Origin of the sequence: Azospirillum sp. TSO5 (genome assembly GCF_003116065.1) — a bacterium.
Lineage (GTDB): Bacteria > Pseudomonadota > Alphaproteobacteria > Azospirillales > Azospirillaceae > Azospirillum.
The window spans coordinates 15,462-35,898 of the sequence record NZ_LGQY01000089.1 but is presented as its reverse complement, the minus strand read 5'-3'; the positions used below and the strand labels follow the sequence as shown (position 1 = coordinate 35,898).

At 67.1% G+C, this 20,437-nt stretch carries 21 protein-coding genes; 11 read left to right on the top strand and 10 right to left on the bottom strand.

Annotation, left to right across the window (positions count from 1 at the left end; genetic code table 11):
- Window positions 1–96 precede the first annotated feature (96 nt).
- The 3 genes from thiL to TSO5_RS21970 all read left to right on the top strand — a co-directional run bounded on the left by thiL (window position 97) and on the right by TSO5_RS21970 (window position 3,983).
- Entirely contained in the window at window positions 97–1,089 is a 993-nt protein-coding gene (gene thiL, locus TSO5_RS21980; protein ID WP_109153599.1) for a thiamine-phosphate kinase, read from the top strand.
- 91 nt (window positions 1,090–1,180) lie between these two features.
- A complete protein-coding gene (locus TSO5_RS21975) occupies window positions 1,181–1,636 on the top strand; it encodes a hypothetical protein (protein ID WP_109074564.1) in 456 nt (151 codons plus the stop codon).
- A gap of 244 nt (window positions 1,637–1,880) precedes the next feature.
- Window positions 1,881–3,983, top strand: coding sequence for a sodium-translocating pyrophosphatase (locus TSO5_RS21970; protein WP_109153597.1), 2,103 nt, complete (start codon window positions 1,881–1,883; stop codon window positions 3,981–3,983).
- A 46-nt stretch (window positions 3,984–4,029) separates the two neighbouring features.
- Here the strand turns inward: TSO5_RS21970 and nrdR are convergent, their stop codons facing one another.
- The 3 genes from nrdR to rpiB all read right to left on the bottom strand — a co-directional run bounded on the left by nrdR (window position 4,030) and on the right by rpiB (window position 6,405).
- On the bottom strand, window positions 4,030–4,497 hold the full coding sequence (gene nrdR / locus TSO5_RS21965; protein WP_014247245.1) for a transcriptional regulator NrdR: 468 nt from the start codon (window positions 4,495–4,497) through the stop codon (window positions 4,030–4,032).
- A 20-nt stretch (window positions 4,498–4,517) separates the two neighbouring features.
- A complete protein-coding gene (glyA, locus tag TSO5_RS21960; RefSeq protein WP_109153595.1) occupies window positions 4,518–5,819 on the bottom strand; it encodes a serine hydroxymethyltransferase in 1,302 nt (433 codons plus the stop codon).
- Between the two features lie 148 nt (window positions 5,820–5,967).
- Window positions 5,968–6,405, bottom strand: coding sequence for a ribose 5-phosphate isomerase B (gene rpiB, locus TSO5_RS21955; protein WP_109074567.1), 438 nt, complete (start codon window positions 6,403–6,405; stop codon window positions 5,968–5,970).
- A gap of 560 nt (window positions 6,406–6,965) precedes the next feature.
- On the opposite strand from rpiB, the gene TSO5_RS21950 reads away from it, so the two are divergent.
- Window positions 6,966–7,409: a MucR family transcriptional regulator gene (locus TSO5_RS21950; protein ID WP_042701716.1), complete on the top strand. Its 444-nt coding sequence runs from the start codon at window positions 6,966–6,968 to the stop codon at window positions 7,407–7,409.
- Between the two features lie 209 nt (window positions 7,410–7,618).
- Here TSO5_RS21950 and TSO5_RS21945 read toward each other — a convergent pair whose 3' ends face one another.
- Window positions 7,619–8,101: a hypothetical protein gene (locus TSO5_RS21945; RefSeq protein ID WP_247870883.1), complete on the bottom strand. Its 483-nt coding sequence runs from the start codon at window positions 8,099–8,101 to the stop codon at window positions 7,619–7,621.
- A gap of 419 nt (window positions 8,102–8,520) precedes the next feature.
- Window positions 8,521–8,775, bottom strand: coding sequence for a hypothetical protein (locus tag TSO5_RS21940; RefSeq protein ID WP_109153592.1), 255 nt, complete (start codon window positions 8,773–8,775; stop codon window positions 8,521–8,523).
- 139 nt (window positions 8,776–8,914) lie between these two features.
- On the opposite strand from TSO5_RS21940, the gene TSO5_RS21935 reads away from it, so the two are divergent.
- The 5 genes from TSO5_RS21935 to TSO5_RS21915 all read left to right on the top strand — a co-directional run bounded on the left by TSO5_RS21935 (window position 8,915) and on the right by TSO5_RS21915 (window position 12,912).
- A complete protein-coding gene (locus tag TSO5_RS21935) occupies window positions 8,915–9,427 on the top strand; it encodes a ferritin-like domain-containing protein (protein ID WP_109153590.1) in 513 nt (170 codons plus the stop codon).
- A 114-nt stretch (window positions 9,428–9,541) separates the two neighbouring features.
- Window positions 9,542–9,961: a hypothetical protein gene (locus TSO5_RS21930; RefSeq protein ID WP_109153588.1), complete on the top strand. Its 420-nt coding sequence runs from the start codon at window positions 9,542–9,544 to the stop codon at window positions 9,959–9,961.
- A 39-nt stretch (window positions 9,962–10,000) separates the two neighbouring features.
- Window positions 10,001–10,411 carry a hypothetical protein gene (locus TSO5_RS21925; protein ID WP_109153586.1) on the top strand — a complete coding sequence of 137 codons (411 nt, stop codon included), beginning with the start codon at window positions 10,001–10,003 and terminating at the stop codon, window positions 10,409–10,411.
- Between the two features lie 13 nt (window positions 10,412–10,424).
- Complete coding sequence (locus tag TSO5_RS21920; protein WP_109153584.1) at window positions 10,425–10,901, top strand: GNAT family N-acetyltransferase; 477 nt, start codon at window positions 10,425–10,427, stop codon at window positions 10,899–10,901.
- 325 nt (window positions 10,902–11,226) lie between these two features.
- Complete coding sequence (locus TSO5_RS21915) at window positions 11,227–12,912, top strand: CHASE3 domain-containing protein (RefSeq protein WP_109153583.1); 1,686 nt, start codon at window positions 11,227–11,229, stop codon at window positions 12,910–12,912.
- Window positions 12,913–13,074: 162 nt separating this feature from the next.
- Here the strand turns inward: TSO5_RS21915 and TSO5_RS21910 are convergent, their stop codons facing one another.
- The 5 genes from TSO5_RS21910 to pdxH all read right to left on the bottom strand — a co-directional run bounded on the left by TSO5_RS21910 (window position 13,075) and on the right by pdxH (window position 18,709).
- Window positions 13,075–13,896: a universal stress protein gene (locus TSO5_RS21910; protein ID WP_109153581.1), complete on the bottom strand. Its 822-nt coding sequence runs from the start codon at window positions 13,894–13,896 to the stop codon at window positions 13,075–13,077.
- Window positions 13,897–14,091: 195 nt separating this feature from the next.
- On the bottom strand, window positions 14,092–15,204 hold the full coding sequence (hypD, locus tag TSO5_RS21905; protein ID WP_109153579.1) for a hydrogenase formation protein HypD: 1,113 nt from the start codon (window positions 15,202–15,204) through the stop codon (window positions 14,092–14,094).
- Between the two features lie 123 nt (window positions 15,205–15,327).
- On the bottom strand, window positions 15,328–16,722 hold the full coding sequence (locus TSO5_RS21900; RefSeq protein WP_247870882.1) for a methyl-accepting chemotaxis protein: 1,395 nt from the start codon (window positions 16,720–16,722) through the stop codon (window positions 15,328–15,330).
- A 271-nt stretch (window positions 16,723–16,993) separates the two neighbouring features.
- A complete protein-coding gene (locus tag TSO5_RS21895) occupies window positions 16,994–17,917 on the bottom strand; it encodes a cation diffusion facilitator family transporter (protein ID WP_109153601.1) in 924 nt (307 codons plus the stop codon).
- A 132-nt stretch (window positions 17,918–18,049) separates the two neighbouring features.
- Window positions 18,050–18,709, bottom strand: a complete 660-nt coding sequence (gene pdxH, locus TSO5_RS21890) for a pyridoxamine 5'-phosphate oxidase (protein WP_282183523.1) — start codon at window positions 18,707–18,709, stop codon at window positions 18,050–18,052.
- 155 nt (window positions 18,710–18,864) lie between these two features.
- Here pdxH and TSO5_RS21885 point away from each other — a divergent pair, with 155 nt between their 5' ends.
- Window positions 18,865–19,338, top strand: a complete 474-nt coding sequence (locus TSO5_RS21885) for an RT0821/Lpp0805 family surface protein (protein WP_109074578.1) — start codon at window positions 18,865–18,867, stop codon at window positions 19,336–19,338.
- 63 nt (window positions 19,339–19,401) lie between these two features.
- Complete coding sequence (locus tag TSO5_RS21880) at window positions 19,402–20,370, top strand: J domain-containing protein (RefSeq protein WP_109153575.1); 969 nt, start codon at window positions 19,402–19,404, stop codon at window positions 20,368–20,370.
- Window positions 20,371–20,437: the final 67 nt, after the last annotated feature.

Below are 20,437 nucleotides of genomic sequence, written 5' to 3'. Positions count from 1 at the left end.
CTCCCGCCTCTCGCACAAACTTCGTTTGTGCTGACGGCGTCAGGCGGATCGAAGATCCGCTGAGAGCCCCGGGAGAGGGGGCGTGAAGGCACCCTCATGACCAATCCCCACCTCGGCGAGTTCGGCCGCATCACCCGCTTCTTCAAGCCGCTGGCCGCCGGGTTCCCCGGCGCCCGCGGGCTGCGGGACGATGCCGCTGTGTTCGGGGTGCCGGAGGGGCGGGAGTTGGTGGTCACCACCGACGCCATGGTGGCCGGGGTGCATTTCTTCCCCGACGACGCGCCGGCCGACATTGCCGCCAAGCTGATGCGCAGCAACCTGTCCGACCTCGCCGCCATGGGGGCGGAGCCGCTGGCCTACACGCTGGTGACCGCCCTGCCCCGCGGCCTGGATGAATCCTGGCTGGAGGCGTTCGCCGCCGGCCTGGGCGAGGATCAGCGGCAGTTCGGCATCGCGCTGGCCGGCGGTGATTCGGTGTCCACCAGCGGCCCGATCACCCTGTCGGTGACCGCCTTCGGGCTGGTCCCCACCGGCCGCGCCCTGCCGCGCTGGGGCGGGCAGCCGGGCGACCGCGTCTTCGTCACCGGCAGCATCGGCGATGCCGCCCTGGGGCTGGAGATCGCCTATGGCCGCCTCGATGTTCCGGACGAGGAGACCCGCGCCCATCTGCTGCGCCGCATGCGCCGGCCGGACCCGCGCATGAGCGTCGGACCACGGCTGATCGGGCTGGCCGGCGGTGCGATGGACGTGTCGGACGGTCTGGTCGCCGATCTCGGCCATCTCTGCGAGGAATCCGGCTGCGCCGCGCTGCTGCGGGCCGATGCGGTGCCGCTGTCGGATGCGGCGCGCGGCGCCATCGACGGCGATCCGGTCCGGCTGGCGCTCGCCATCACCGGCGGCGACGATTACGAGCTTCTGTTCACCGCCCCGCCCTCGGCCCGCGACGCCTTGGCTGCCCTGTCCGCCGAGTGCGGCGTTGCGATCACCGAAATCGGTGAATTCCGCCCCCACACGCCCGGTGAGGTCGCCGTGCTGGATGCCTCCGGCGCGCCCCTGCCGCTGGCCCGGCGGGGCTGGGACCATTTCTGACCCGTCGCATCAGATTTCCCGCATTTAAGACAATCGAAAGCTTCCCCGGCGCAGGGTTCGGCGAACTTTCGTCTGCGTAAGGTGTGCTGCCGTGGTCAAGGCCCTGATCGTCCTCGTTCTCGGCATCGTGTTGCTGGGCGGCGCCAGCTTTGGCGGCTGGTTCGTCTATCAGAAATACTTCACACCGCACCCGGAAGAACCGAAGAAGGTGGAGCCGCCGCCCAAGCCCCCCACCGCCTTCGTCCGTCTACCGCCCTTGGTGGTGCCGATGATCGGCCCGTCCCGAGTCGAGCAGTTCGTCACTGTCGTGGTGGCGGTTGAAGTGATTCTGGAACAGCAGCCGATGGTCCAGGCCAACCAACCACGCCTGACCGACGCCTTTCTGACCGCGCTCTACGGCGGCGTCGCCGACAAGTCGATCCTGAACGGTGCTTTGGTCAATATTCCTGCCGTAAAGGCGAAATTGAAGGAGGCCGCCATCAAAGTGGTTGGCAAGGACGCGGTCTATGACGTGCTGGTTCAGGCGGTTACGCAACGCAATCTCTGACCGCACTGCACAACACCCGCGATTTGCACCCATTTTGCGGTGCAGAATCCCTGCACTACCCATAAAGGTCAGGATCACCCTCGGCCATTTCGCCGCGTCGCGTCGCCCCGTGCGGCGGTTGCAAAGCGGCGGGACCGGGCGCATGCTTTTCCCGATAATACTTGCGCCCGACTTCTCCCCCACTTGAATGCGTGGTGGGACCAGCCTTTCCGGGGCGCGTCCTTAAAAGCAATCGGGGGATGCGATGGCTCTAGCGTTCATCGTCATCATCGCCGCCGGCCTGCTCGCGCTGGCCTACGGTTTTCGTACCGGAAAAGAAGTCATGGCCGCGTCGCCGGGGTCCGACCGGATGCAGGCCATCGCCGCCGCGGTGCAGGAAGGGGCACGCGCCTACCTGAACCGCCAATACACCACCATCGCCATCGCCGGCGTCGTCCTGCTGCTGATCCTGTGGGTCACGCTGGGCTTTCCGGTCGCCTTGGGCTTCCTGATCGGCGCCGTCCTGTCGGGCAGCGCAGGCTATATCGGCATGAACGTGTCGGTCCGCGCCAATGTCCGCACGGCGGAGGCAGCAACCAATGGGCTGGCTCCCGCGCTCGACATCGCCTTCAAATCGGGGGCGATCACCGGCATGCTGGTGGTCGGGCTGGGGATTCTGGGGGTCGGCGGCTATTTCGGCATCCTGACGCTGGTCTACCACGTCAACGACCCGGTCGAGGTCCGCACCGTGCTGGAGGCGCTGGTGGCGCTCAGCTTCGGCGCATCGCTGATCTCCATCTTCGCCCGACTGGGCGGCGGCATCTTCACCAAGGGCGCCGACGTCGGCGCCGATCTGGTCGGCAAGGTGGAGGCCGGCATCCCGGAGGACGACCCGCGCAACCCGGCGGTCATCGCGGACAATGTCGGCGACAATGTCGGCGACTGTGCCGGTATGGCCGCCGACCTGTTCGAAACCTACGCCGTCACGATCGTCGCCACCATGCTGTTGGCGGCGATTTTCTTTACCGGCGGCGTGTTGCGGATGATGCTGGTCTATCCGTTGCTGATCGGAGCCGTGTGCATCCTGGCCTCGGTCGCCGGCACCTTCGCGGTGAAGCTCGGTGCCGACAACGCCATCATGAAGGCGCTCTATAAGGGGTTAGCCGTCGCGGCGGGCCTGTCGCTGGTGCTGATCCTGATCGTCACCGCGATCCTGTTCGGCTTCACCCGCGCCATTCCGATGACGGACGGCACGGCGATCACCGGCTTCAACCTGTTCGTCTCGGCCCTGGTCGGGCTGGGCGTCACCGGCCTGCTGGTCTGGATCACCGAGTTCTACACCTCGACCGCCTTCCGCCCGGTGCGCAGCGTCGCCAAGGCGTCTGAGACCGGGCACGGCACCAACGTCATCCAGGGCCTTGCCGTGTCGATGGAATCGACCGCCCTGCCGGTGATCGTCATCTGCGCCGGCATCCTGATCGCCCACGGGCAGGCCGGCGTCTTCGGCATCGGCATCGCCGCGACGACGATGCTGGCGCTGGCCGGCATGGTGGTGGCGCTCGACGCCTATGGCCCGGTCACCGACAATGCCGGCGGCATCGCCGAAATGTCGGACATGCCCGCCAACATCCGCGTCACCACCGACGCGCTGGACGCCGTCGGCAACACCACCAAGGCGGTGACCAAGGGCTACGCCATCGGCTCCGCCGGTCTGGCCGCCCTGGTCCTCTTCGCCGCCTATGTCCAGGACCTCGGCCATTACTTCCCGAACATCCCGGTCGAGTTCCGGCTGAACGACCCCTATGTCGTCGTCGGGCTGCTGGTGGGCGGCCTGCTGCCTTACCTGTTCGGCGCCATGGGCATGACCGCCGTCGGCCGTGCCGCTGGATCGGTGGTGGTGGAGGTGCGGCGCCAGTTCCGCGAAATCCCCGGCATCATGGAGGGCACCGCCAAGCCCGATTACGGCCGTGCGGTCGACATGCTGACCCGTGCGGCGATCAAGGAGATGGTGATCCCCTCGCTGCTGCCGGTGCTGGCCCCGGTGGTGCTCTATGTGGTGATCGCCGCCATCGGCGGTCAGGCGGCCGGTTTCGCATCGCTGGGCGCCATGCTGCTGGGCACCATCGTCACCGGCGTGTTCGTCGCCATCTCGATGACCTCGGGCGGCGGCGCCTGGGACAATGCGAAGAAATACATTGAGGAGGGCAATCACGGCGGCAAAGGCTCCGACGCCCACAAGGCGGCGGTGACCGGCGATACCGTCGGCGACCCCTACAAGGACACCGCTGGCCCGGCGGTGAACCCGATGATTAAGATCACCAACATCGTAGCGATCCTGCTGCTGGCCATCCTGGCACAGTTCGGCTGACGGGTCGGTGCGGGGCAGGACAACCACCTGCCCCGCACCGGACCACTCACATCCCCGGCGACGCTTCCGGAGCCAGTTGCTCCACGAACTCGTTGAAGTCGGACGCCTCGCGGAAGTCCTTGTAGACGGAGGCGTAGCGGATATACGCCACCTGATCCATCGTCTGCAGCGCCTCCATGATCTTCTCGCCGATCTGCTTCGACGGGATTTCGCTCTCGCCGGAGGATTCCAGCTGGCGGACCATGCTGTTCACCACCCGGTCGATGCGGTCGGCGTCGATCGGGCGCTTGCGCAGCGCGATCTTCATCGACCGCAGCAGCTTCTCGCGGTCGAAGGGTTCGCGCTGGCCGTTGCTCTTCACCACCGTCAGCTCGCGCAGCTGGACGCGTTCGAAGGTGGTGAAGCGGGCGCTGCAACTGGGACAGAAGCGCCGCCGGCGGATTGCCGAGTTGTCTTCGGTCGGGCGCGAGTCCTTGACCTGGGTATCCTCGTTTCCGCAGAACGGGCAGCGCATCTGTCGATCACCTTATCGGATCAGAGAGTCGGATAAATCGGGAACTGACGGCACAGGCCGCGCACCCGCTCGCGCATCGCGGCCTCGACCGCCGTGTTGTCGCCGGAGTTGCTGGCGGCCAGCCCGTCCAGCGTCTCGACGATCATCTCGCCGACCTGTTTGAACTCGGCGGTGCCGAAGCCGCGGGTGGTCGCGGCCGGGCTGCCCAGACGGACGCCGGAGGTGATCATCGGCTTCTGCGGGTCGAACGGCACGCCGTTCTTGTTGCAGGTCATGCCGGCATGCTCCAGGCTGGCTTCCGCCGCCTTGCCGGTCAGGTTCTTCGGACGCAGGTCGACCAGCACGATGTGGCTGTCGGTGCCGCCCGACACGATGTCCAGCCCGCCGCCGATCAGCGTCTTGGCCAGCACCTGGGCGTTGTCGACCACCGCCTGGGCGTAGGTCTTGAACTCCGGACGCAGCGCCTCGGAGAAGGCGACGGCCTTGGCGGCGATGACATGCATCAGCGGGCCGCCCTGCAGGCCGGGGAACACCGCCGAGTTGATCTTCTTGGCGATCTCTTCGCTGTTGGTCATCACCATGCCGCCGCGCGGACCGCGCAGGGTCTTGTGGGTGGTGGTGGTGGCCACGTCGGCATAGGGGAACGGGTTCGGATAGACGCCGCCGGCGATCAGGCCGGCATAGTGGGCGATGTCCACCATCAGGTAGGCGCCGACCTCGTCCGCGATGGCGCGGAAGCGCTGGTAGTCGAGGACGCGCGGATAGGCCGAGCCGCCGGCGATGATCAGCTTCGGCTTGTGCTCGCGGGCCAGCGCCTCGACCTGATCGAAGTCGATCAGGTGGTCGTCCTTGCGAACGCCGTACTGCACGGCCTTGAACCACTTGCCCGACATGTTGGGGGCGGCGCCGTGGGTCAGGTGGCCGCCGGCGGCCAGCGACATGCCGAGAACGCAGTCGCCCGGCTGCAGCAGGGCCAGCATCACCGCCTGGTTGGCCTGGGAGCCGGAGTTCGGCTGCACGTTGGCGAAATCACAGCCGAACAGCTTGCAGGCGCGCTCGATCGCCAGATTCTCGGCGATGTCGACGAACTCGCAGCCGCCATAGTAACGCTTGCCCGGATAGCCTTCGGCATACTTGTTGGTCAGGACCGAACCCTGCGCCTCCAGCACCGCCTGCGAGACGATGTTCTCGGACGCGATCAGTTCGATCTGCTCCTGCTGGCGGACCAGCTCGTCGCGCACCGCGCGGGCCAGTTCGGGATCGGTCTCGGCGAGCGAGGCGGCGAAGAAGCGGCCGATCTCGGCGGTGTTGCTGCTGGTCATGGCGGAAGGTTCCTCGATCGAAGGGCGCGAAGCCGGCCGGACGCCCGGTCCGGCGGCTTCCGTTGGGTCTTTCCGGGTTCTGTCGCGTCCCGGTTGCGGGCCTTGGCGGCCAAATAAGGGGCCGGGAAAGGCGGCGCGACGGGCGCGCTCAGCCCATCTTGGCGATGCGGCGGCTGTGACGCTCCCCACCCTCGAAAGCGGTCTTCAGGAAGACGTCGACGCAATCCTTGGCGATCTCCGGGCCGATGACGCGGGCGCCGAGCGCGATCACGTTGGCGTCGTTGTGCTCGCGCGACAGGCGCGCGGTGGTCACGTCATGGACCAGGGCGGCGCGGATGCCGGGATGGCGGTTGGCGGCGATGCTGATGCCGATGCCGCTGCCGCAGATCAGCACGCCGCGCTGCGCCCGGCCGTCGGTGACGGCGGCGGCCAGCGCCGCGGCGAAATCCGGGTAATCGACCGAGGCCGGCCCGTCGGTACCGAGGTCGAGGACGGTGAAGCCGGCGTCCTCGAGCTGCCGGGCGATCTGGGCCTTCAGCTCATAGCCGGCGTGATCGGAAGCGAGTGCCACGGTGCGGACGGTCATGACGGCAAAAACTCCGGTGCGTGCGGTAGCGGATGCACAAACGACGACAGCGCCGACAACGCGGCGAAAGACGCCCGCACCCTACCAGATGTCGGTACAGACCGCCACTGCCACACCATGACGTGGATGCATGGCTAAGCTCGGGGCCAAAACCGGCCTGCCCCGGCCAAACGCCCGGCGCAGGCCGTTCTTCGCGGTTCCCCGCCCGCGCCAAGCCATCGCACCCCATCGCCGCGAAGGTTCGGAGGCGGTTTTCACCTCTGCGTTGCCGAGAAGCCGAAACAAGGGAGTTAGCCGATTCGTTATAGGAGCGGGAAGACGCCCAATTGCCGCTGCGGACTCGGCGGAAAATCACAAGCCTGCGCTTACTAGACCGCCGCTAAAGCTGCGGCACAGCCACAACCGCGCAACGATATTCAGCGAAGGCTGATTTGCACCGCGCTCCTTTGTTCTGGCAGCCAAGAGCAACTAATTTGGAGCTTGCCGAAATTATATTGACACCCAAATCACGGTATGCAACTTGGTTCGTACGGACAAATGAAAAACCAGGACACAGTGCAATGAGCGACCAGCTTCGCGCCGATGTACCGGACAATGCGCTGCTGCGGATGACCGCCGACATCGTATCGGCGTATGTCAGCAAGAACGTGTTGCCTGCTCAGCAAATCCCCGATGTGATCAATACGGTCTACTCGTCGCTGACTGGCCTGAATGGTCAGCCTCGCGAGGTCGCGGCGGAACCGCTGAAGCCTGCCGTTCCGATTCGCAAGTCGGTGACGCCCGAATACATCGTCTGCCTGGAAGACGGGAAGAAGCTGAAGATGCTGAAGCGGCACCTTCGCTCGACCTACAACATGTCGCCGGACGAGTATCGCTCCCGTTGGGGACTTCCGCCCGACTATCCGATGGTCGCGCCGAACTATGCGGCGCAGCGTTCGGAATTCGCCAAGCGCATCGGCCTCGGCCGCAGCTCCGGCCGCCAGACCCGCCGCAAGGCCGGTTGATCGTGTAAAGTCCGTATGCAACGCGGGCCGGTCCCATGGGATGCGGCCCGTGTGCATGTCAGAACGATGGCAAAGCGGTCGGATTGACGGCGAAGCCATCGGATTGGTTGAAGACGCGAGCCGGCTACCCCCGCCAGCTGCGGCGGACCGGTCGCCGCCGGCATCTCAACCGCCCCGGCGCATCCCGGCGGCCTCCCAATTTGCCAATCTCAGTTGGCGCAGCCCTTCCGGCCCGACAGGCGGCAGTTGAACCGGTCGACATTGCGGCTCAGTTCCCGCCCGGTCGCCACATTCTCTTCGTTCAGACAGGTCAGGTAGGCCATCGACTTGTCGACATACTCCTTCACCTCCCCCTGACAGGACGACATCTTGTCGGCGCTGAGGAAGGTGGACTGGTCGTCCATGCACAGCGGCACGCCCGGCTTCAGGCAGCCCGCCGCCGGGGTGGTGGGCTGGGGCGCCGTCGATGCCGCTCCGCCGGCCTGAGCGCCCGGTGACGGCGCAGTGGGCGCGGCAGACCGGCTGCCATGATCCTGCGTCCCATGGCCCGGCTTCTGCGAGGTCGCGGCGCCTGCCGTCCGCGCCGTGGTCAGCACCGGCAGGGCCGCCGCCAGGGCGGTCGCCGTCAGAAGCGCCGACATCACCGACACGCGCAGGAAAGCCGTCACACGAACCGCCCTCACACCAACCATGGCCTCGATCCTCTGGTGTTTCGTTCCTCTGTGCGAAAGCCGGCCGCACAACGGCCGGGCCCTTTCTTCGCTTACCCGCCCCGACGGCACGGGAGAAGGGCCCTTTCTATGCGCCATTCGTTCAGAGATGCGCGGTTCTACAAGCGTTACACCCCCTGCGCCAGTGCCAACGGGCAGGCATAGGTCTACTGTCTGAGTCGAGCGGTTCGCTCTACGACCGGTGATCCGGCCTTGGGCCATGTCCATTGCGGCCATGTCCCATGCGGGGTTGCCGGCGGAGGCATGCCGGCGCTCACCATCAGCAAAAGCCAGACTTCGATACGCGCCGCCCGGCCCCGTCCGGCGGCGCGTTTTCTTTGGCAGGCCCCGGCAGTGGTTCAAAAACAGTCGGGCGAAAGCGGTCGGCCAAAAGCAGCTGATCAGTAAAGGCCGCCACGCCCCTTCGGCGCCGGCTTCCCCGGTCCCCCGGGAGCCCCCCCGTTGTCCGCGTTCTTGTTCTGGACGAAGCGCAGCTTGTTGATCGCCGTCCGTTTCAGCAGCTCCTGGCTGCCGGTCGCCGGGCCGGCCACCGTCACCTCGACGCCCGTCTTCGCGTCGATGGCGGTGACCCTCAGATAGCTGCCGACCCGCTGGAATTCGAACAGCACCTCGCCGTCGCCGCCCGCTGCCGTCATGATCCGTCCCCTCCCCTATCCGAAGGCCGATCCCCGTTCGAGACCGCAACGCCCGGTGACCATCGCTGTTGTTCCCGCTGCCATTCGGCGCGCAGGAGCCCCGCTCCGCCAACACCCACAGCGAGGAAGGACCATCATAATGGCCGCCAAGACGATGCAGGACCTGCTGATCGAGGATCTTCGCGACATCTACCACGCCGAGAAGCAGATCGCGAAGGCCCTGCCCAAGATGGCCAGGGCCGCCAGCTCCGACCAGCTGCGCAAGGCCTTCGAGACCCATCTGGAACAGACCAACGGCCAGATCGAACGGCTGCAGCAGGTGTTCGAGGAAATGGACACCCGCCCCCGCGGCAAGCATTGCGACGCGATGGAAGGGCTGATCAGCGAGGCGCAGGAAATCCTCGAAATGGGTCTGGCGCCGGAGGTTCAGGATGCCGCCCTGATCGCCGCCGCCCAGAAGGTGGAGCATTACGAGATCGCCAGCTACGGCACGCTCCACGCCTATGCCACCGCCTGCGGCCTCGACAAGGTAGCGCAGTTGCTGGACGAGACGCTGCAGGAGGAAAAGGACACCGACTCGCTGCTGAACAAGCTGGCGATCGGCGACGTCAACAAGAAGGCGATTGCCGCCAGCGGCAAGAAGGCCGCCTGATCCCAGCCAGACCGTGACCAATCGCCCCTGGGTCGGCAAAGGACCCGGGCGGCGGTTGCAACCGCCGCGTCGGACCGGTAGAATCCAGCCTTACGGTCCTTCGCGGTGTTTGTCATGCGCGGCTTTCTGCCTGCCCTCTGCCTTGCCCTGTTCCTGACCTTGCCGTCGGCGCCGCCGGCCGCCGCGAACGAAGGGGCGGCGGGCGCCCTGCCCCCGTCCGTGCGGATCAAGCCGCTGATGGTCCCGGTGGTGAATGCCGGCCGGATCGAGAAATACACCCAGGTCGAAGTGAACCTGGAAATCGGCGACGCGCTGAAACTGGGCGAGGTGCAGTTGAGCATCCCCCGCCTGCACGACGCCATCCTGACCGCCATCTACAAGGGCGTGGACGAGGGATGGATCGTCCGCGGCAACATCGCGAACGTCCCCGCCCTGCGCCGCCGGATCGACGAATCGGTCGTCGCCATGTTCGGCAAGGACGTCGTCAGCCGCATCCTGATCACGCCCATTGCGCGCCAATCGTCGCTGCAATAACGCAACTCCAACAGCCAGTGCCGGGAGGATCGAGTCGTCATGCCCGTCGTCTATGTCGCGCGCAGCGCCGCCCTGACCAAATGGGCGTCCGACGTCGGACAGGGTAAGCACATCTACAAGCTGGGCGTCGCGGCGGACGAGGCCGCGGTGAAGGCCGCCGTCGCCGCCGGCTGGGGTGGCGAATCCGACTGGAAGCTGGTTCAGTCCCAACAGGTCGAGGATCTGGACGAGGACAGCGCGCTGGCCCGGCTCGGCCGGCGCGAGAAGGTGATCGACCCCACCTATTACCCGCGCCTGAAGGGGGCCGCCGGCGTCTACCGCGTCACCCTGACCAATGTGCAGAACAGCCTGCTGGTCGCCAAGGCGATGACCGCCGACGAGCCGCTGACCGAAATCAAGGTCAAGCCCAAGGACATCGCCGACTACATGATCCGCAATGCGATCGCCTGAGCGGCCCGCCGGAATGTCCGCTCCGCCGATCCGCCGCGTCGCCTTCGACGCCCTGTCGCTGACCGACCTGCACGACATGCTGGCCCTGCGCAGCCGCGTGTTCGTGGTCGAGCAGTCGTCCCCCTATCCCGACATCGACGGCCGCGACCCCGAGGCGCTTCACCTGATCGCGGCGGACGGCAGCGGCGCCATCGTCGGCTGTGCCCGCTGCCTTGGCCCAGACCGCGAGGCCCCCGATTCCGAAGGTCCGGATGCGACGGTCTCCTTCGGCCGGCTGGCGGTGGACCGGTCGCAGCGCTCCACCGGGCTGGGGCGGGCGTTGGTCGCGGAGTCGTTGGCGGTGTTGGCGGAATGCTGGCCCGGCCGCGACGTGCTGATCGGCGCACAGCTTTATCTGGAGCGCTTCTACGGCAGCTTCGGTTTTGTCCGGGTCACCGAGCCCTATGACGATTTCGGCATTCCCCACATCGACATGCGGCTTCGTCGCTGACCGCCGAAGCGGCCCTCCGATCTCCATAGGTTGGTGCGTCACCCTGCCGCATGCGCGCAGCAGCAATGACGGCGCGCAGACCAGTTACCGTCGGTAGAACAACATCAGACCGTTAACGCTTTGTTTGCAAGGCGGGTATAGGCCTTATGTGACAGACGAAGATTTCGACATACGCAAAATTCCAGGTGATCGAAATCGGGATTCCTGCCGTATCAGGTTTCGCAGTCCAAAGGGTTAGACACTCACCCAATCGGATGCGACTCCGCGAGGCAAGGCGGCTGTCCGCGCGAATCACAAGCCCGTCCGGTCACAAGAGGCGCAAGAAATGTCCTGGTTCACCAATCTCCGAATCGGCGGAAAGCTGCTGACGGCGTTCGCCGCGCTGATCGTCATCATCGGTGCGATCAGCTTTGCCAATTATGCCACGCTGTCGTCCATCCAATCCTCCATCGGCTGGACGATCCACACCTACCGCGTGATCCAGACCACCGACGCGGCGCTGGCGGCGCTGGTGGACCAGGAGACCGGGCTGCGCGGCTATCTGGTCAGCGGCGACCAGGCTTTCCTGGAGCCTTATCGCAAGGGTGAGCAGGCGTTCGACCGCGCCCTGGCGGAGGTGACGTCGCTGACCTCCAACAACCCGCAGCAGCAGGCCCGGCTGGAGGAATTGCGCAAGCACGCCGCCACCTGGCACCAGACCGTGGCGGAAAAGGAAATCGCCCTGATGTCCAAGGCCGAATCGCGCGAGGAAGCCCGCGCGATGGAGGCGAAGGCGCTGGGCAAGGCCTCGATGGACAATATCCGGGCGTTGGTCACGCAGATCGAGGACACCGAGCGGGCACTGCTGACCCAGCGTAAGGACGAACAGAAGGCCGCCTTCTCGACCGGCTATCTCACTGCCATCGTCGGCGCGCTGGCATCTGTTCTGGTCGCCGTGGCCGCCGGGATGGTGCTGCGCGGCGCCATCGCCTCGCCCATCGTCGCCATGACCGCCGCCATGGGCCGTCTGGCCGGCGGCGAGCGGGCGGTCGATGTTCCGGGCGTCGGCCGCAAGGATGAGGTCGGCGCCATGGCCGAAGCCATGGATGTCTTCAAGCGCAGGGCCATCGAGGCCGACAGCCTCGCAACCGCCCAGCGCGCCGAGGAAGAGGCCAAGGCCCGCCGCGCCGCCCGGCTGGAGGAGCTGATGCGCAGCTTCGAAGGCAATGTGACCGCGGTGGTGCAGAGCCTGTCGGGCGCGGCGACCCAGATGCAGCAGTCAGCCGGCATGCTGACCAGCACCGCCGACGAGACCAACCGCCAGAGCACCACGGTGGCCTCGGCCGCCGAACAGGCCTCCGCCAATGTCCAGACCGTCGCCGCGGCGGCGGAGGAACTCTCCTCCTCCATCGACGAGATCGGCCGTCAGGTCTCGCAGTCGACCCGCGTCGCCGAACAGGCGGTCAGCGGTGCCAGCCGGGCGAACGGCGTCGTCTCCGGCCTTGCCGACGGCGCGCAGAAGATCGGCGAGGTGGTGGACCTCATCAACAACATCGCGGCGCAGACCAACCTGCTGGCGCTCAACGCCACGATCGAGGCGGCCCGCGCCGGTGAGGCGGGCAAGGGCTTCGCGGTGGTGGCGAGCGAGGTGAAGAGCCTTGCCAACCAGACGGCGAAGGCCACGGAGGACATCACCGGCCAGATCGCCACCATCCAGGGCGCGACCCGCGAGGCGGTTTCCGCTATCGAGGAGATCGGCCGCATCATCACCGAGATCAGCCAGATCTCCGCGACCATCGCCTCGGCGGTGGAACAGCAGAGTGCGGCGACTCAGGAGATCAGCCGCAACGTCCAGGAAGCGGCCCAGGGCACGCAGCAGGTGACCAGCAACATCGTCGGCGTCACCCGTGCCGCCGGCGACACTGGCCGCGCCGCCGGCGAGGTCCGCAACGTCGCCGACCATCTCAGCATCGAATCCACCCGCCTGCGCCAGGAGGTGGAGAGCTTCCTGAGCGGGGTGAAGGCGGCGTGAGGGGGGTGTTGGGGGCGCCGTGTTGCCCCCTCCCCATCCCTCCCCCGCTGCGCGGGAGAGGGGGCAGGACGCTTGCAGGAGTTTCACAGCGGAGCGGCGGCAGTCCCCTCTCCCGCGAAGCGGGGGAGGGTTAGGGAGGGGGCAAAAACTCCCCCACCCGGCTCAGTGCGACAGCAGCAGCGGCACCGGGCAGGTGCGCAGGACGTGGCGGGTCCCGCTGCCGCGATGCAGGAACGGGAAGCCGTAATGGCCGTGGGCGCCCATCACCAACAGGTCGGCGCCGGTGTCCATGGCGCGGGCCAACAGGGCGTCCATCGCGCCGATGTCGTCGACCGTGAAGTGGGTCTGCTCCGCCTTCACGCCGTGGAAGGCGAGATGGTCGAGCAGCCCGACGCGCGGTGCTTCCGGCGCCGCGTTCGAGGCCTGGGTCAGCACGGTGATGACCGTCACCTCGGAAGCCTTCTCCAGCATCGGCATGGCGTCGGACAGGGCGCGGGCGGCTTCGCGCTCGGCATTCCAGGCGACGGCGATGCGCTTGCCGATCACCGGGAAGCGGCCGGCATAGGGAATGACCAGCACCGGCCGGCCGGAGTTCAGCACCACCTGCTCGTTCAGTTCCTCCGGCGCGGCCTGCGATCCGGCCTCGCGGTCATACTGGCCCAGCACCGTCAGGTCGGCAAAGCGCGACCAGATGATGACCTCGCGGATCACATGGTTGTATTCGCCGTGGGTCAGGCCGTGCCAATGGCCCTGCAGGCCGGACGCGGCGAGCTTTTCGTTGAACAGCGCCTCGCTGCGCGCCGCCGCTTCGACCAGATGGTCGCTGGACCGGCGGGCGATCACGCTGTTGGCGTTGCGGTCGCCCTGCGCGAACAGGCCGCGGAGGAAGGCGCCGTGGCTCTGCGCCAGCGCGATGGCGGCGTCGAGTCGCGCCTCGACATGCGGGCTGCTGTCGAGATGGACGAGGATGTGCTTGTAGGTCATGCGGGTCCTCCCGGTCTGAAATGCGAAGTCTTGCGACGTCTGCCTTTTTCCGCGGGGCCGATGCCATGGGGTTTATGGCCGGCCCAACGGATTGTTTCATGCGCATCATGTTTAACCGGGCGGCGTTCGTCCAGCGGCGTTCGTCCAGCCTGCGGTGAAAGGTCGCAATGGAGCGAACGCATCGCCCGGAGCCGGTCAGGCGTCGCGGAACCGTCCATAGGTGTAGTGCGCCGCGCAGGCGCCTTCGGCCGAGACCATGCAGGACCCCATCGGGTTTTCCGGGGTGCAGACGGTGTCGAACAGCTTGCAGTCGATCGGCCGCTTCACGCCGCGCAGGATCGCGCCGCAATCGCAGCCCTTGTGGTCGGGAACGCTGGCCCCGGCGATGGAAAAGCGCCGTTCGGCGTCGAAGGCGGCATAGGCCTCGCGCAGCTTCAGCCCGCTGTGCGGGATGCTGCCCAGGCCGCGCCATTCGAAGGACGGTCGCGTCTCGAAGATCTCCAGCACCAGCGCCTGGGCCTTGCGATTGCCGTCGGCGGTGACGGCGCGGGTATACTGGTTCTCGACCTCCGCCCGCCCGTCGTTGATCTGGCGGATCAGCATCAGGATCGACTGCAGCACGTCCAGCGGCTCGAATCCGGAGATCACCACCGGCTTGCCGTAATCCGCTGCGGCCGGGGCATAGGCGTCGGACCCGATGACGACGGAGACATGGGCCGGCCCGACGAACCCGTCCAGCGACAGCCCCTCGTCCGCTCCCGCCATGATGCCCTGGATGGCAGAGGGGGTGAGCACATGGTTGCAGAAGACGGAGAAGTTGGTCAGCCCCTGCGCCGCCGCCGCCCGCACCGCCAGCGCGGTGGGCGGAGTCGTCGTCTCGAAGCCGATGGCGAGGAACACCACCTGCCGGTCGGGGTTCTCCGCAGCGATGCGCACCGCGGCGTCGGCCGACACCACCATGCGCACGTCGGCGCCCTGCGCCTTGGCCTTCAGCAGGCTGACCCGCCCGGATCCGGGCACCCGCATGACGTCGCCATAGGTGCACAGCGTCACCTCCGGCCGGCGGGCCAGCGCGATGGCGTCGTCGATCCGCCCGACCGGCAGAACGCAGACCGGGCAGCCCGGCCCATGGATCATCCGCACGTTGTCGGGCAGCAGGTCGGGAATGCCGTAGCGGGAGATGGCGTGGGTATGACCGCCGCAAAACTCCATCAGGTGATAGGAGCGGTCGGCCCGCACCTCCCGCGCGATGGCGGCGGCAACGTTGCGGGCAAGCACCGGATCGCGGAACTCTTCGACATATTTCATGGTCGCTCCCTCTGCCCCGCCATTTCACCCGCAAGGCTGATCGTATGCGTTGATACGGATCAAGAGGGAAGTTCGGCTTTCCGTTCGCTTGGCCGTGAGCTTGGCCGTGCGCTCGCCGCTATCTCACACCTTGTAGGCCAGCCGCAGCCCGCCCCAATGGCGGCCGCGGACCATGACGGGGGCGGAGACATCCTTCATCAGGGCATATCTCCCGCCGCCCATGTCGCGCCGGTAGGTCTGCAGCAGGAAGGGCTTGGTGTTGCGCCCGGCGGCAAGGCCGACGCGGTCGTTGAAGATGCGGCGGTTGCGGCAGTTGGCGGCGTTCCACACCGGGTCACGGCCCTGCGGTTGGCTGAACTGGCGGTTGTGGGTGGGCAGATAGCCGTTCTCGTCGATCGCCACGCAGAAGACGATGCGGCTGTTGGCCGCCAGTACCGGCTCCTGGATTCCGGGCAGCACGCGGTCGCACAGCTGGGTGTAGCGGGTCAGCACCTGCTGCGGGTCCGATCCGGCGACCGGCTGGTAATTGCGGTCGAACAGGTCGGATTCGCTGATGTCGCCGCGGGCCAGCGCATCCTCGAAGGCGGCGGATACTTTCTCGGCGGCGTCCTTGACCGCCGCGATGAAGGGGGTGTCCACCGTCTCGATGTTCAGTTCGGCGGTGATGCCGATCAGCCGCTCGCTCATGCCGACCAGATTGTTCACCCGGTCGCGCGCCTGCGCCAGATTGTCGCTGGACAGCTTCACGCCCACCGCCAGATCGGCGATCTCGTGCTCCAGCTCGCCGCAGTTGCCGCCGATCTCGGCAGAGGCGGCGTCGATCTTGTCGGTCTCGCCGTTCAGTTCGCGCATGGCGCGGCCGACGGTCTCGATCACCGTGCCGATGGCCGTGGTGCCCTCGCTGACCGCGCGGGCCTTGGCGGCGCTGGCCGCACTTTCCGTCATCAGGCGCTGGGCCTGCTCGTTCAGCACCTTCAGCGTCGCGTCGATTTCCGTCGTCGCCTCGCTGGTTTTGGTGGACAGCGACTTTACCTCGTTCGCCACCACGGCGAAGCCGCGCCCGGCCTCGCCGGCACGGGCCGCCTCGATGGTGGCGTTCAGCGCCAGCAGGTTGGTCTGCTTGGCGATGGTGAAGATCTCCTTGGCGACCTTGCCGACGCGGTCCAGTGCCTCGCGCAGCCCGGCAATCTGCCCCTCGATTCCCGTCACCGACGACACCAGCGCATGGATGTCGGTCAGCGACTGCTGCACCCGGTCGTGGGAGCTGTCGACCTCCTGCCGCGCCTGTTCGGTGACCGAGCGCGCGACGGCCGAGGCCTCCGAGATGCGCTGCGTGCTGCGCGACATCTTGGCGCCGGTATCGCGCAGCTGCGTGAACACCTCCGACTGGTGGGTGACGCGGGCGTTCACATCCTCGATATGGCCGGCGATATCCGCGATCTCGATGCCGAGATTGCCTGCTTCCTGCGCGATGTCCGCGATCAGATGCGGACGAAGCCCAACGCCACCATCCATCATATCCACCATTCTTGCTGTTTTATAACCGAGCGCTTTCTCCCGAGTACTATTATTGCGCTTTTAATACAGATTCGCAACGTAGGGGGTGCCAAAGCGGCGCCCGGTACCCCTGTCCTTTGGTAGGATACGTTAAGGGGAGGACACGCCCGAAGATTGTGTGTCAATCCTTATCGGATGCGAAATGAGGGTTATCCCGCAATACGGACCCGTATCACCGGCTGCACAGCCCACAACCATCAATCGACAGGACTCGGTGTCCAGGTCACCGCTTTCATCCGGCGATCCGGTGATCCAGCCGCTCGTCGGCCAGCCCGGCCGGTTCCTGGTGAACCATCACCTCGGCGTTGACGAAGGCCTCGCGCAACCGTTGCTCCACCCGGTCGGCGATCTCGTGCGCGGCGGTCAGGCTGATGCCGCCGTCCAGTTCCAGATGCAGTTCGATGAAACAGCCGGTGCCGGCATTGCGCGTGCGTAGGTCGTGCAGACCGCGCACCCCCGGCTCGGCCCGCGCCAGTTCGACGATGCGCGCGCGCTCTTCCTCGGCCAGTTCGCGGTCCATCAGCACGTCCAGCGCGTCGCGCGCCACGCCACGGGCGCCGTTCAGGAGGAACAGGGCGATGCCGATGCCGAACAGCGGGTCGACCACGGTCAGCCCCGTCGCCTCGGTCAGCAGGATGGCGACGATGACCGCGCTGTTCATCAGCAGGTCGCCGGAATAGTGCAGCCGGTCCGCCCCGATGGCGACGGAGCCGGTGGCCGTCTGCACCCGGCGCTGGAAGGTGATGAGCCCGGCGGTCAGCAGGATCGAAAACAGCATCACGGCGACGCCCATCGTCCCCTCGGCGATCGGCTCCGGCCGGACAATTCGCCGCACCGCCTCGACGCTCAGCAGCAGGGCCGATCCGCCGATGAAGGCGGCCTGGGCGAGTGCGGCCAGCGCCTCCGCCTTGCCGTGCCCGAAGCGGTGGTTGGCGTCGGCCGGGCGCAGGGCATGGCGCACCCCCAGCAAGGTCACCACCGACGCCATCAGGTCGGTGCAGGAATCGATCAGCGACGACAGGATGCTGACCGATTCGGTCAGCAGATAGGCGGCCAGCTTCGCCGCGATCAGGGTGGAGGCCACCGACACGCTGGCATAGGTGGCATAGCGGCGCAGCCGGTCCGCCGATGCCGAGTTTTGCGCACTGTCGCTCAATGCTTCCCCCATCTGCTTGGCCCCATCCTCTTCGCCCTCGATCCCGATGCCCGGCCGCCATGGCCGGCGCGCGACCGTAGCGGCGCATCCTTACGGATCGCTTACCGTCGGCTTGTGCCTGACCTGCCCCGGTTAGGGATAAAGATGCTCGGTGGTCCAACCCGTCTGCGTGCCGTCGGCCCCCTCGGCGCGCTGGAAGACCAGCCGGTCGTGCAGGCGGAACGGGCGGTCGCGCCAGAATTCGATCCGCGAGGGCAGCACGCGGAAGCCGGTCCAGTGCGGCGGCCGCGGCACGGTGCCGATGGCGTATTTGGCGGCAAACTGCGCCACACGCTTCTCCAGCTCCCACCGTCCCTCCAGCGGGCGCGACTGCAGCGAGGCCCAGGCGCCGATCCGGCTCTCGCGCGGGCGGCTTTCGAAATAGGCGTCGGCCTCGGCATCGGTGACGACCTCCACCGGCCCCTCCACCCGCACCTGACGGCGCAGGCTCTTCCAATGGAAGCACAGGGCGGCATTCCGATTCGCCAGCAGCTGGGTGCCTTTCCGGCTTTCGGTGTTGGTGTAGAAGACGAAACCGCGCGGATCGATCCCCTTCAGCAGAACCATCCGCACCGACGGGATGCCGTTGGCGTCGGCGGTGGCGAGCGCCATGGCGTTGGGATCGTTCGGTTCGCTCTGCTCAGCCTCCTTCATCCATTCGGCGAAGAGATCGTAAGGGTCGCGGTCGGTGCTGTCCGTCATGCCTGTGGTCCTGTATCGATGTGTCCCGCGCCGCCGGGCGGTGCGCGGCAAGGCGCGCGGCAAGGGGCGCCGGTGGGCTTCCGTGCAAAAGCGTAAGGGTCACAGCCTCATCACAATTCACAGCAAGCATAGGGTCGCTTATATCACTGTCCACCGCGAAGCCACCGATAAGGTGCCGCGGCAACCAACCTTTTCGAGGCGCAAGGATGTTCGTGAAGAAAGTCGTTCCGGCCATGATCGTCGCCGGCCTGCTGGCCGGCTGCCAGCTGGGTGGCCAGAAGGAAACGATCGGCACGGCGGGCGGCGCGGTCGCCGGCGGCCTGATCGGCTCGCAGATCGGCGGCGGTACCGGCAAGCTGGTGGCGACGGGCGTCGGCACGCTGCTCGGCGCCTTCATCGGCAGGGAAGTCGGCAGCTCGCTCGACAAGGCCGATGCCGGCTATGCCGAGACCGCGGCCCGCCAGGCCTACGCCGCCCCGGTCGGCGACCGCATCAACTGGAACAACCCGCAGTCGGGCAATTCCGGCACCATCGTCACCACCCGCGACGGCTACAGCAGCGCCGGCACCTATTGCCGCGAGTTCCAGCAGACCATCGTCGTGAAGGGCCGGACGGAGCAGGCGTACGGAACCGCTTGCAAACAGGCCGACGGTACGTGGAAGATCATCGGCAACTCGTAACTCGCCGACCAGCACCCCGCACTCGCAACCTCTGAGCCCCCCTGGGGCGGGAACCCTCTGCCCGTGGCTACGCGCGATCCCTACAGCGTTCTCGGCGTCAGCCGGTCCGCCAGTGCCGACGACATCAAGAAGGCATACCGCAAGCTCGCCAAGCAGCATCACCCGGACCTGAAGCCGGGCGACGCCGCCAACGAGGAGCGGTTCAAGGAAATCTCGGCCGCCTACACGCTGCTGTCGGATGCCGAGAAGCGCGCCCGCTACGACCGTGGCGAAATCGACCCGTCGGGGCAGGAACGGCACGCGGGCTTCGGCTCGCGCGGCCGCTCCGGCAGCCGCGGCCGGGCCTACAGCAGCACGGCCGACGACACGTTCTTCGGTGGCGGCGACGACTGGTTCTCCGACCTGTTCGGCGGCGGCCGGCGCCGCCCCGGCGGGCCGGGAGCGGGAGCGGGAGCGGGTGCGGGAGCCGGCGGCTCCGCCGGGCCGCGGGTGCGGGGCAGCGACATCTCCTATTCGGTCACCGTCCCCTTCATCGAGGCGGCGAACGGGTCGAAGCGCCGGATCAACCTGTCCAACGGCAAGAGCATCGACGTCGCCATCCCGCCCGGGACGGAGAACGAGACGAAGCTGCGCCTGAAGGGCCAGGGCCTGCCCGGCATGGGCGGCATGCCCAACGGCGACGCCATCGTCGAGGTGCATGTCGAATCGCACCCCTTCTTCACCCGGCAGGACAGCGACATTCACGTCGAGGTGCCGATCACCCTGAACGAGGCGGTTCTGGGCGCCACCGTCAACGTCCCGACGATCAGCGGCAAGGTGGCCGTCAAGGTGCCACCCGGCGCCAACACCGGCTCCGTCCTGCGGCTGCGCGGCAGGGGCGTGGTCAATCAGGCCACCAAGCAGCCGGGCGACCAGTATGTGAAGCTGAAGGTCGTCCTGCCCGACCCGCCCGACGCCGAACTGGTCAAGTTCGTCGAACAATGGGCCAAGACCCGCAGCTACGACGTCCGCAAGAAGGCCGGGCTGGAGTAACAGTCCTCGAACCGTCGGCCCCCTCCCTAACCCTCCCCCTCTTCGAGGGAGAGGGGACTGCCGCCGC